The sequence below is a fragment of the Streptomyces sp. NPDC054841 genome (assembly GCF_053611045.1).
Genome location: NZ_JBSGZO010000003.1, coordinates 18,778 through 30,765, shown reverse-complemented (window position 1 = coordinate 30,765; position 11,988 = coordinate 18,778). Strand labels below are relative to the sequence as shown.

Annotated in this window: 6 protein-coding genes and 3 pseudogenes; 4 read left to right on the top strand and 5 right to left on the bottom strand. The window is 72.2% G+C overall.

Going from position 1 to position 11,988, the window contains the following annotated elements:
* Nucleotides 1-366 precede the first annotated feature (366 nt).
* Together ACWGI8_RS00940 and ACWGI8_RS00935 are read left to right on the top strand one after the other, a co-directional pair.
* Nucleotides 367-636: pseudogene (locus ACWGI8_RS00940) on the top strand (DNA primase); the annotation flags it as partial.
* A gap of 92 nt (nucleotides 637-728) precedes the next feature.
* Nucleotides 729-1,450 (top strand): annotated as a pseudogene (locus ACWGI8_RS00935) (tyrosine-type recombinase/integrase); the annotation flags it as partial.
* 474 nt (nucleotides 1,451-1,924) lie between these two features.
* Here the strand turns inward: ACWGI8_RS00935 and ACWGI8_RS00930 are convergent.
* Nucleotides 1,925-2,137 (bottom strand): annotated as a pseudogene (locus tag ACWGI8_RS00930) (hypothetical protein); the annotation flags it as partial.
* Between the two features lie 105 nt (nucleotides 2,138-2,242).
* On the opposite strand from ACWGI8_RS00930, the gene ACWGI8_RS00925 reads away from it, so the two are divergent.
* Entirely contained in the window at nucleotides 2,243-2,515 is a 273-nt protein-coding gene (locus ACWGI8_RS00925) for a hypothetical protein (protein ID WP_453657365.1), read from the top strand.
* Complete coding sequence (locus ACWGI8_RS00920; RefSeq protein WP_453657363.1) at nucleotides 2,512-2,904, top strand: type II toxin-antitoxin system VapC family toxin; 393 nt, start codon at nucleotides 2,512-2,514, stop codon at nucleotides 2,902-2,904. Before ACWGI8_RS00925 ends, ACWGI8_RS00920 begins: the two co-directional genes overlap by 4 nt.
* Before the next feature lie 102 nt (nucleotides 2,905-3,006).
* Here the strand turns inward: ACWGI8_RS00920 and ACWGI8_RS00915 are convergent, their stop codons facing one another.
* The 4 genes from ACWGI8_RS00915 to ACWGI8_RS00900 are packed head-to-tail and all read right to left on the bottom strand — an operon-like array spanning nucleotide 3,007 to nucleotide 11,438.
* Complete coding sequence (locus ACWGI8_RS00915; RefSeq protein ID WP_453657361.1) at nucleotides 3,007-4,281, bottom strand: TIGR02679 family protein; 1,275 nt, start codon at nucleotides 4,279-4,281, stop codon at nucleotides 3,007-3,009.
* Nucleotides 4,271-8,380 (bottom strand): TIGR02680 family protein, encoded by a 4,110-nt coding sequence (locus ACWGI8_RS00910; RefSeq protein WP_453657359.1) that lies wholly within the window; start codon nucleotides 8,378-8,380, stop codon nucleotides 4,271-4,273. The genes ACWGI8_RS00915 and ACWGI8_RS00910 overlap by 11 nt, the downstream gene beginning before the upstream one ends.
* The gene (locus ACWGI8_RS00905; protein WP_453657357.1) at nucleotides 8,377-9,843 is read right to left on the bottom strand and encodes a TIGR02678 family protein; all 1,467 of its coding nucleotides are present in this window, start codon (nucleotides 9,841-9,843) and stop codon (nucleotides 8,377-8,379) included. The genes ACWGI8_RS00910 and ACWGI8_RS00905 overlap by 4 nt, the downstream gene beginning before the upstream one ends.
* A complete protein-coding gene (locus ACWGI8_RS00900; RefSeq protein ID WP_453657355.1) occupies nucleotides 9,840-11,438 on the bottom strand; it encodes a TIGR02677 family protein in 1,599 nt (532 codons plus the stop codon). The genes ACWGI8_RS00905 and ACWGI8_RS00900 overlap by 4 nt, the downstream gene beginning before the upstream one ends.
* Nucleotides 11,439-11,988: the final 550 nt, after the last annotated feature.

The following is an 11,988-nucleotide window of genomic DNA, read 5'->3' as shown; positions in this document are numbered from 1 at the left end:
AAAACGATCGTGACTCACGCGTCGGCCCCGGGCCCGGCGCTCGCCGGGCTCGGGTTCTACGAGGATGCCGTGGCTCACCCAGGTGTTTCAGCATGGCGCGCATGCCCTCGGTGTGCCGTGTCCGGCGGCCGGGCGGAGCGGGGCGGAGACAGGAGCGTCGCCCGGCGCTAAGCCGGGCGCGCGACGAGCGGAGCGAGCCCTTGATGAGGCAGGGAAGATCCGGAACGCTGCCCAGAGTGACGTAGCACTGTCATCTGTCCCGGCGTCAAGCGCTAGGACGGGCAGCAATGTCAGCGGGCGGGAGTCGATTCGTGAAGCCCTCGGCGCACAGTCGCTCGTAGGCAGCCACGACGGCTGCCGACCATCACCGCGCCCGTACCGGCTGGGGGCGGGGGGTGCCGCCACCGTACGCCCGCCTACCTGGACCGTGGCATCGCCATGGCAGAGCAGCGCATCACCGAAGCCCGCGACGGAATCCACGCCACCGTCTACCGGACCTTCCTCGCCGTGCTGTCCGCCCACGGCCGGTGCGGCTGCCTCACCGACGCCCATATCGCGCGTCTGTTCACTGCCGCGCAGGCCAAGGGCGAATCGCCCCGGCACTGCACCGACGTGTGGTCCATGCCGCACGGATGACGCACCCCCTGACCACTGCGTCAAGCAAAACCGCAAGTCAGGAGCCCAAATGACGCTGATGACGCAATGACGCAGAAATCCGAACCTCGACCGCGGAGCTGTTCCGCCCGGAGTGGCAACTTCAGCGCCTCACGTGGCGCCACGGCTGTGACGACCCTCGTGCATGCGGCACCCGCCTCCACCGCTTCGAGCCGTGCCCGCCCGACTGCACGCACCGGAACTACAAGCGGGGCTGCCCGAAGCCCTGCCCCAAGACGTGCGCCAGGCACGCGAGCGCCTACCCGCAGCGCAAGGGGGCGGACTCACCTTCACCCGGCCCAAGACCAAGAAGAGCCGGAACGCCGTCCCGATCCCGCCCGTCTTCATCCCGTTCCTGCGCGACCACAAGGCACAGCAGGAGGAGATGCGAGCCGCTGCCGAGGAGCTGTGGGAGGAACACCAGGTGGTGTTCTCACGGCCGGACGGGCGCCCGCTCGACCCACGGCAGGACTACGAGGAGTTCAAGGAGCTACTCGCCGAGGCCGGGATCGACGACCGCCGCCTGTACGGCGGGAGCCGCCACACGGCCGGCACGATCCTGAACGAGCTGGGCGTCGACATGCCCACGATCACGGAGATCCTTCGGCACACCCAGATCAGCCAGACCCGGCGCTACGTGAAGGGCAGATCGCACCTGTCGAGGGACGCGATGCGGCGCATGGGTGAGTTCTTCGTGCCCGCTCCCCCGGCGCCCGATCCGGGCCCCACTGAGACCAGAACTGAGACCCTCGACAGCCGCGCGGCCCGCGCCCGCCGCCGTCGCCGCATCCGCTGAACGAGAAAACCCCAGGTCGGAGTTAATCCGACCTGGGGTTTCAGGATGAGCCGCCTTCGGGATTCGAACCCGAGACCTACGCATTACGAGACCACCAGGGATCGTGTCGGGCTGTGCCGCGTGGTCGTGTCAGATCCCGTTTCCCCAGATCAGAGCACATGCCACGGTCCCGCTGCTCGCGCCCTGTGTTGCACCGTCCAAAGGCGTCCGCGCTCCCCTTGCGCTCCCCACCGTCTGACGAAGCTCTACAGCTGCACGGGAAGCACGTCGTTGACAACATGTTGGCACAGCTTGTCGAGATCGCACAGGCGGAGACGACACCCGAGCAGATCCAGGTCCCTCACTCGCCATGCTCGCACTGGCGAGCGCAGCGGCATGCACAGCAGCAGCGCCCAGGCAAAGGCGATCCACGTCCGCCTTCCCTGCCGCAGCGGCCGACCCCTCGACACCAGGAGGCTCGGGCACGTCAATGTGCAGCACCTTGAGCAAGTCGGCGGTGACGACCCGGTACGCGTTACCCAAGCGGAGAACCGTGCACGGATACTGACCGCGCTTGGCCAGCGCGTACCCGGTAGTCCGGCTCAGCGGGAGCGCGCGGTTCGCCGTCTCCAGATCCACGGCCGCCGGCAGCGCGAGCAGCTCCTCGCGCGTCAGAGCCCGGGACGTATCGGTCCGCTTGTCGATCACCGATGCTCTCTACCCCGCACACCGACCCGCCACCCGGGCCCGGACGGGCACCGGGGATCAAGAATCGTCCGAGCCAAATAATAAGACTCTTGTTAAAGTGGTGCCATGGTCACCTCCCCCACTCCCGGCGAAGGACCCGTCCGGCCGGTATCCGTTTCTCTCCATGAAGGCACCATCGCGGCCCTCAAGGCTCGTACCGGCAAGCGAGGCATGTCCGCCTACGTCGAAGCCCTGATTCAACGCCAACTGGAGCGAGACCGACTCCACGAACTCATCGAAGACGCAGAAGCCGAACACGGGCCGGTCGACCAAGCGGCGGTCGAGGCCAAGCGAGCCGTCCTGCGGGGCGACACGGCCAACTCGGCGGACGCCGCGTGAGCGGCACGCTCGTCCTGGACTGCGAGGGCCTGTCCAAACTCGTACGACGCACACCTGAACTCACCGAGTGGCTGGCCGCAGCCGAGGCCGAAGACATCCGCGTCGTCACCAGCTCCGTCACCCTCGTCGAAGCACGCGACCCCAAGACCAACCAGGCCCGCTTCGACTACGCCGTCTCACGCGTGAACGTCATCCCGCCCACCGAAGCCATCGCCCGCCACGCGAGCAAACTCCTCGCCTCAGCAGGCCTGCACGGCCACAAATACGCCCTCGACGCAATCGTCGCGGCCACCGCCCTCGCCTCTCCCACCCCTGTGACCGTCCTCACCTCGGACCCTGAGGATCTCCTCATTCTGTGCGGCCCCGGCATCCGCGTGATCAAGATCTGACCCACGCCGCGCCCCCGTGCACGGGAGACTCGCGACAGCGTCAACCGCTGCCTGTCACGTCCGGGGCCCGGCTTTGCCGGCACGCCGCCGGTACCAAGCTCATCAGCCGAGGTCCGAGAGGAGTTCGGGCAGCAGTCGTTCCTCCATGACCGCCTGGCCCGACTCGCTCAGGGCGGAAGCGAGGGCGGGGTCCCAGGGGCTGGCGGCGGGCGGTCCGGTCAGCGGAGTGGACTCGCCTCCAGCCAGGGCTCTGCGGTAGTCGGCGGTGCTCATGCGCCAGGGCCGGGCACCATGGCGCTCCACGGCCGCGGCGGTGATACGCAGGCCGGTCCAGTCGAAGTCGGCGCGCCAGTGCAGGCGGGCGCCGGACCGCGCGGCGGCGGCGAGGAGCTTGTGGCAGGCGGCGGAGGGCATTCCTTCGGTGCAGACCAGGGCCGCCGTGCGCTCTTCGAACTCGGCGGCTGCCGCGCGCAGTACGGCCGGGTTCTCGCAGACGTGGATCTCGCGGGCGGCGGGGACGACGTCGGCGGCCGTCAGCTGGTGGAGGGTGAGGCGGAAGGGGATGCCAAAGCCTGTGGCGTCGCGCAACCAGTCGCACACCACATCGTCACCGCGGGCACCGATGTTGAGGACGAGGACCTGACTGGCGAGGTCGTCGGCGACGACTCCGGCGCTCTCCCACAGGGTGCGGCGTCCGGCCCGGTCACGGGGGACACGACCCCGTTCAGCTCCGCCTGCCGTGGCGCGCAGGATGATGGCGCGCAAGACGAGCTGTTCGAGGGGGCCGCCCGGCAGCAGGGCCTTGGTGTCTCCGGTGGCCCACTCCGCGAGGACGGGCAGCGGGAGCAGGCCCCGATCCGCGTCGCCGCACACCCCGGGGAGTTTCTCCAGGACGCGGACGGCCGCCTGGAGCAGGGCGCCGTCGCCGCGCCGCAGGAGGCGGGTGAGAGTGCCGTCTGCTGCGATCTGCTCCAGCCAGGCCCGGTACCAGTCCAGGGCGGCGAGGGGTGAGGCGTGGGCGGCTTCAAGGGCCTGGGTGCGGGCGGACGCCTCGTCGGCGCGCTCGGCCGGCCGGTCGCGCAAAGGTCCGTGCAACTGGCCCAGGGTCTTGAGCAGGCCGGTTCCGTAGCGTCCGTGCAGGTAGGCGTCGAGGTCGGCGAGGGGGACGGTGAGGCGTTTGACGGTTTCGGGGCGATAGCGGCCGGTGATGCCGATGACGGTGCGGCGTTCGGCTTCGGTGGGGGCGGTGAGGCCGATGTCTCCGTCGAGGACGCCGCCGGTGCGCTCCAAGCGGCGGCGGGCGGCGGCGAGCAGGCGGCGCCAGCCTTCTTCGTGGAGCTCGGTGTACGCCGGCGGGGACGGCTGGTCAGTCGACAAGCCGGGCCTCCTGTTCCCACCGGTCCTGCCGGCCTACGGAGCGGGTGCCCGGTGAGCCGAGCATGCTGCCGAGGGTGCCGCTGTCGTCGGCGTGCAGGCGTTCGCCGTCCCACAGGAGCAAGAGCGCGGAGACGGTGTGGTCGACGGCGGAGTGCGCGAGGTCGTAGTGGGCGGCGGCACGCACTGCGCTGTGCACGGCCCACAGGTCGTACCCGGTCATGAACAGGTCGAGGTCGAACTGGGCGGCCAGTGACATGAGTTCGCCGCGCCCGGTGTCGTCGACGCCGGCGAACGCCTCGTCGAGGGCGAGCAGGCGCGGGGCGTCGGGGTGCGCGGAGTTGAGCATGGCGTGGGCGGCGGCGAACAGCGGCAGGTGCAGGGAGACGGACTGCTCGCCGCCGGAGAGGCGGCTGTGCCGGGCCCGGGTGAGACGTTCCTCGGCGCCGCCGGGGCGAACGAGCTGGAAGGCGAACTGGCGCCAGCGCCGGTAGTCCAGGACCTCGGCGAGCAGCTGCCGGTAGGGGGTCTCGCGCTGCCGGGCGCGGGCGTTCTTGATCTGCGCGGCGAAGTGGGTGCGCATACGGGCCAGCTTCTCGGGGCCAAGGCGGGCGGCGTCGGCGTCCAGGAGGGCGCAGACGGCGCGCTGTTCGTCGTCGAGGCCGTCGGCGAGCAGCCAGCTGACGCCGACCGTGGTGCCCGAGGACATGCGGCGCTCGCGCATGTCGGTGTTCATGCGGCGGATCAGGTCGCGGGCGTCGACGGTGCGGTCGTGGATCTGTTGGGCGAGGCGAGTGAGGAGGGCGTCCTCGAGGATGCGCTGCTCGGAGTCGGAGAGGAGTTCGGCCTGGTCACGGCGGTGGGAGGCGATCTTCTCGGCGAAGGAGGCGATGGGCAGCGGGCCCTGTTCGTCGGCGACGGTGACGGTGATGACGCCGCTGGAGCTGTCCCAGGCGGGCTGGTAGTCCTGCCCGGCGGCGGCGAGATGGGCGTGCAGGTCCTCCAGGGCCGTGGTGAGGCGGGTGACGGACTGCTTGACGCTGGACTCGGTGGGCGCGAGCTCACGGGTGGCGGTCAGGATCGCCTCGTGGACGGTGACGGCGGCGGGCGGCAGACGCTCAGCCGTCCAGTCGGCCTCCTGGGCGGGCCAGGCCAGGCCGGGCGGGCAGCGCAGGAGGTCGAGGAGTTCGCGGGCCGCGTACGGGGCGAGACCGCGGGCGGTGTCCTTCTCCTCGGTGGCCGCGACCCGCAGCGCTTCGGCGGCGGCGGTGCGGCGAGCCTGGGCGGCGGCCAGGCGGCCGATCGCCTCGTCCTTGAGACTGCGGGCGGCGTCCGTCTCCCGCGCGGCGGTCTCCAGGTTGTTCTCGGTCTCCTCCACGCGGGCCATGACCTGCTGCGCCTCGGCGCCGACGGCCTCGCGCAGCGCCTGAAGCCCGGCGGCCTCCTCGGCGTGGCGACGACGAGCGGCGCGTTCGGCCCCGGCGACGGCCTCCTCGTCCTCGGCGGCGGCCGTGAGCCGGTCCGCGGCGGCGGTGGCGGTCTCGGTCTGCCGGGTGTGCTCTCGACGCCGGGTGGCCAGTTCGCCCGCCTCCCGTTCGAAGGCGCGCGTGGCGGCCTCGGTGTCGTCGGCGTCCTGGGCGGTCACGCCATGCTCGGACTCGGCGCGGTGCAGGACGCGCGCGGCAACCGCGCAGGCGGCCTGCGTCTCGTCGTAGACGGACTGGGCGGCATCGGCGGCCGTGCGAGTGGCTCGCAGGGAGGCGACGGCGCGGTCCAGGGCGCGCAGGTGCGGAGCGAGGGCGGCAGTGCGGGGCAGGGCGGCGCGGGCGGTGTCGTATTCCTGAAGACTCTGCTCGCAGCGGGACCTGGTCTGCGCCAACTCCTCCAGCTGGAAGGCCAGTTCGGACAGGATGGCATCGCAGGCTGCGATGCGCGCGGCGCGGCGGCGCATCCGGGCGGTGGCTCCGACGTACTCGGCGTGCGGTTTGTTGTGGGAGCCGATGAGGATTCCGGCGGCGTAGCGGCCGTCCGGGCAGACGGCGGTGGCCGCGCCCGCCGTGTCGGCGACGGCGACCGACCTGAGTACGGCGGTGGTCCGAGCGGTCGGGATGGCCGTACCGGTCTCGGGGCGCAGCAGGTCGGCGAGGCTGGGACCGTCGACGGGGGCAGTGGCGCGCAGGTATCCGTCGCCGTCACCGGTGGGGGGCTCATCGACGGTGACGAGCGCGTCGAGCAGCCCGGAGGCCTCCAGAGCCGCCTCCACACCCGCGCGTTCCGTGTCGTCGAGGCCGTCGGCGAAGTCGACCAGCCGCCACAGGGGGAGAGCACCTTCCAGGCTGTCACGGTCGGCGGTGCGGCCGCGGGCGGCAGGCGGTGCGTCGTCGTGTTCGGCGGCGATCCGTGTCCGTTCGGCCTCGGTCTCGGCCCGGCGGGCCTCCAGCGCGCCGAGCTCGCCGCGCAGGGCGGCGAGCCGGTCTCGCAGGCCCTGGACGGCGGGGGCGGTGGCCTCGGTGAACAGGTCGGTGAGTGCGGGGGTGCCGGCTTCCGGGCCATCCGGCTCGGCGGCGGCATCGAGGGCCCGCGCGAGCAGTTCGGCGGTGCCTTCGGGCAGCAGCTGCCCGTACTGGTCCTGCCACCGTCCGAGTTCCTCCCGGGCCCGCGTGTGGGCGGCGCTGAGCACGTCCTGGGCCGCTCGCTCCTCCGTCTCGGCGGCCCGGGCCGCCTCCTGGGCGCGCTCCTGTCCGGCGCGGGCCGCGTCCCGCCCACGCTCGGTTTCGCGCAGGTCTGCCGCGGCGGCCCGTACCGCCCGTACGCCTTCGTGGCGGGCGACGGCGCGCGCCGAGGCGCGTTCGGCAAGAGCGGAGGGGACGGCGTCGGCAGGGGTCCAGGGGATGCCGGCGCGGTGCGCGTGGTCGGCGAGGGCGGCGGCCGAGGCGCTGACGGCGGTGGCGAGTTCGGCGGCCAGCTGCCCGGCGCGTTCGGCCTCGGCGCGGGCCCGGCCGGTGGCGGCGGTACGGCGTTCGCGCTCGACGGCGGCCTGCCGGGCGGTCTGTTCGCAGGTGCGCACCAGGCGTTCCAGATCGGCGAGTTGCTCGACGGCCTGGTAGGCGGCCGAGGAACGCAACTGCTCCAGGCGGGCGCGCAGCGCGGCAAGCGCGGCCTCGGCCTCGTCGGCCCGTACTCCGGCCGCCTCGCGCTGCTCGCGGGCCTCGCCGAGCTCCGTTTCCGACGCGGCGAGAGCGCGATCGCGCTCGCCGCTCTCGGCCCGCCGGGCGCTGAGCCTGTCGGCGGCGACGCGGGCGTTGACCCGCAGGTACGTCGAGTACGCGGCAAGGAAGGACCCGGTGGCCTGGTCGGCGGCGACCAGGCCCTCCAGGGTGCGCTGCACGGACTCCATGTCGTCGAAGGAGCGGGCGGCCTCACCGATCAGGTCCTCGTCCAGCGGGCGCAGACCTTCGGTGAGAGTGTCGGAGAGCTTGGCCGGGTCGAGGTTCTTGGCGAGCTGCGGGCGGCGCAGCGTGAGGATGAGGGTGAGCAGCTGTTCGTAGCGCTCCCGGCCGAGGCCGAACAGGCGCTGGTCGACGGAGGTGCGGTAGTCCGTGGCCGAGGCGATCACCTCGGCGCTCAACGGGGCGAGTTCGGCTGCCAGCTGCTTCTTCGTCAGCGGCCGGTCGTCGTCGGTCAGCAGTGAGAAGTCCTCGCCGATGCGGCCGTCGGCGACGAAGTGCCAGCGGGCGGGGGTGTCCCGGTGCTTCTGGGCGTGCAGGCCGATGCCGCAGGTGACGGCCTGTCTGGTGATGCGGTGGGTGAATTCGATCCACACATAGCCGAGTGCACCCTCCTGCCCGCGAAAGAGCAGGTTGGACTTCATGGTGCGGTCCTCGGCGGCGAACGGGTTGAGCCGCTTGGGGTCGATCCGCCCGTCCAGGACGAACGGGAAAAGCACCTCAAGGGCCTTGGTCTTGCCGGATCCGTTGGGGCCGCGCAGCACGAGCCAACCGCCGGCGAAGGAGAACTCCTCGTCGCGGTAGTCCCACAGGTTGACGATCCCGGCACGAGTGGGAACGAACCGGGGCTGGAGGTCGGTGGGTGGGGTGCTCACTGGGCAGGGTCCTTCACGTCGTCTGCGGGGAACAGGGCGTCGGGGGCCGCTGCTTCGGAACTTCCGGCACTCCTGGGGCTCCCGGGGCTCCGGGTGGTACGAACGCGGGGGCGCGCCTTCACCTCAACCGTCACCCCGCGGTAACGGGCCAGCAGCGGCAGCGCGAGAACCCCGCCCACCACCCGCACGACGAGCGACATGGCGGCCAGCAGGTCCAAGGCCTGGTCGAGGAGCCGGTCGGGGTCGCCGCGCAGGTCGGCGGCGAACCCGGCACCGTACTGCTCGGTGATCTCCTTGGTCCGGGCGCGCAGCCAGGAGGTGGTGACGAAGGGGTGGCGGACCTCCGGGGCGGCGGGCGCCTCGTTCTCCCCCTCCGCCTCTTCCTCCGTATCCTCCCGGTCTGCCGTGGCCTGTTCGAACACACCCTGCGCGGGGAGAGCAAGGTCGATCCGGCCAGCCCGGTCCGCGAGGCGCTCGGCGGCACTCGGCGCGGGCAGCGACTCGGGCGCGTGCCGCCCGGTGCGCACTGCGGCCTCGCTGATCCGCGCGCCGAGCAGTAGGGCGGCCTGTGCGACGGTGCCGCCGCCGGGGAACCGCGTATCGGAGAGGCGTCCCGAGGTGTCCACCAGGGCGATGCCCTCCGCGCGCCGCTCGACGGTGAGGCCGGTGAGGCGGGTGAGGTCCTCGGCGAGCGCGGGGGCACGCAGCTGGCCGGTCAGCTCGGGGTCGGCGTCGGCGTAATAGGCGACCGGGTGCTCCAGGACCAGGCGCCTCGCCCGCCGGGACGCGGAGAGGCGCTGCGCCCGGCGCCCCTCGGACAGACTCCGCGCACCCGCGGAGTCCAGCAGCGCGGTCACCGACGTGACGTGCTGGAGGACGCGGGTGGGCTGGTGGACGGCGGTGAGCACCTCCCGGTCGATGTCGTACAGCGCCTCGGCCCGCTCCGGATCGGAGACCCAAGAGGCGGCCGAGCCGTCGGCCAGGCGCAGCGCGCCGCGTTCGGTGAGCCAGCTGACGGCGTCGACGAAGGCGTCGCGGTCGTGCTTGCGGCCGGTGTCCAGGCCGAGCCCGTCGATGCGGGCGGCGTCCGCGGCGGCGGCGTCGGCGAGTTCACCGAGCGCAACCTGCGCGCCGTGCCGGCCCAGCGCGGCCAAGGCGAGGGCGAGGTAGGCGTAGCGGCGCCGGTCGAAGGGGCGACCGGACCGGCTGAGCGCAGGCCGGGTGGGGTCCAGTTGGTCCTGGGCGCGCTGGAGGCGGGCGGTGTCGGCGGTGGTGATCAGCCGGTAGCCGAGCACCTCCATCAGATCGGTACGCAACTGCTCGGCCCAGCGCCGCACGGTCGCGAGCGCGCCGCCGTCCGGGTGCACCGGCGTGATGAGCGGATGCCGCAGCACGAGACGTACGGCCTTCTGGTAATCGGCCAGTTCCAGGGCCGATACGTTCTCGGCGACGCGGGTGCTCATCCGGTGACCTCCAGGCGCAGTCCGTCCAGGTGCAGGTCGCCACGTACGGTGCGCACCGTGGTGAACGCCTCGCCGGGCCCCGTCGGGACGAGGGTGAGCCGCACCCCGTGCGCCGAGCCGGAGGCCGTCGGCCCCGCGACACCCCGGGTGACCGGCACCCGCGCGGCCAGCGCCACGTCCATCAGGGAGAGCAGCGCGCGGGTCTCGGCCTCGTCCAGGACCCTGCCGTACGCGCCGTCGCGGGCCAGCGAGACAGCCGCCCCCCGGCTCTCGGCCTGCTCCTTGATCTGCGCGGCCCGCAGCCGGGCCCGCTCGGGGTCGTTGCGCTCGATCCGTCCCGGCCCCTTGAGGGCAGGGGTGCGGCCTGACTGCACCAGGATGCGGGCCAGCTCCACCGGCTCGGCCTCCCACCACGAGGTACGCCCGGGAATCAGCTCGGGGTCCGGATAGGGGACGGCGATGTGCCGGGGCGCACCGAGCCCGAACACCGCCTGGAACAGGGCGTGCGCGTCGTCGTCGCTGACACATGAGGTGAACCACTGGGCGAGGTGGCGCAGCTGGCTCTCCCGGCTGACTCCGCCGCGCCGCGCTTCGGTGACCCGCCTCAGCAGCGCGAGGACCGAGCGGATCGCGGTGACCGTGGCGTCCTGCAGCCGCTCGGCCTCGCTGTGCTCACGCTCCCCGAACCAGTGCACGATGCCGCCCCACCGCTGCCGCCAGTCGTCCAGACGGGCGGCCGGGGTCCGGAAGAGCCGCTCGTCGGCCTCCGCGGCGTACTCGACCATCCGGTCCACGCCGCTGGCCGCGGCCTTCTCCACCCCCTCGGCGAGCAGCGGGGCGTAGCGCCCGAGTTCGGCGGTGAACTCCCGCATGTGCGCGAGCAGCGCGTCCTTGTGCGCGAGGAACACCTCGGGCCGGGTGTCATTGGTCCGCGCCAGGTCGCCGAGCATCAGATAGAAGCGGGCAGCCCGCTGCGCCATCTCGTTCAGCACGGAGTCCAGGCGGCCCAGCTTCCGATAGACCTCCTCGGCGTCGCCCGCGGCGTTCGCCTCGGCGAGCGCGGTCAAGTCGGCGAGGATGTCGGGGAAGACGAGCCGGGAGAGCTGCGCGTCCTCCAGGGCGGCGCCGAGCACGTCCTCCACCGCCCGGTAGGCCCGGTATCCGGCCTGGGTGAACTGGTACACGTAGTGCCGGTTGCGGTACTCCGCCAGGTTTGCCGCCCGCGTCCCGTCGTAGCTGCGGTCCAGGACCCGCCACTCGGCGAGCGCGTCCAGCAGCGGCTGTACGTCGCCCACGGCCGCCCCTGGATGGTCCGCGACCAGCCTGCCCACCAGGGCGGCCGCGTCGGAAGCATGTAGCAGCACCTGGTAGTTGGCCCGGCCCCTCTCGAAGGCACGCAGCAGCCACAGGTACTCGTGACGCTTCTCTGCAGCTGCGAAGTGGAAGAGCCGCAGCCGGTCGTCGAGGGTGAAGGCGTCGATCCCGAAAGCATCCTCGTCTCCGTCCTCCGGGGACGTCGGACCCGGAGGCACGGAGCCCGGGGGCACAGAGCCTGCCGGCACAGCCGGGGGCGGGGCCAGGGAATCGTCACTCACGGGCGTCAGCAGCTTCCTCGTACGACGGGGCGGAACCGGCGGGACGAGGCCGGGCCCGACCCCAGTCTGCCGCGCGGACCCCGGCTGGGGAAAACCTGCTCAACGAATCCATCAGCGCAGGTAAACTACGCGCCCGCCCCGATCCCCCCCGCCGCGGGACGGCTCCGAAACCGACACCCTCAAACGCGACCGGGAAGAGAAACCGAGCGCGTACGCACAGACGGGCACCCCGGTGTGCCTACTGGCCGACCGGGACACCTACGAAAGTTCGTGCACAGCGAACACGGCGCTGCGGGTGATGTACTTGATCGCCTGGAACGAGACGGCCTCCTGGAATCGGCCCTCACCCTCGGCCCCGGCCGGTTACCTCGGAGTCAGTTCCGCCGTCCGGCACTCACACATGCTCACGTACGGCCTTCCGGACCCAGCCGCGGCATGCCCCGGCACGTCACGGGAAAGCAAAAGGGCCGGGTCAGCTGATATCTGACCTGGCCCTGCGCGGAGCCGCCTTCGGGATTCCAACCCGAGACCTACGCATTACGAGGCCCCA

What these genes read in the sequence shown, in the direction of transcription:
- ACWGI8_RS00925 (WP_453657365.1), top strand. Translation starts at nt 2,243, where the DNA reads ATGGTCACCTCCCCCACTCCCGGCGAAGGACCCGTCCGGCCGGTATCC.
- ACWGI8_RS00905 (WP_453657357.1), bottom strand. Translation starts at nt 9,843, where the DNA reads ATGAGCACCCGCGTCGCCGAGAACGTATCGGCCCTGGAACTGGCCGAT.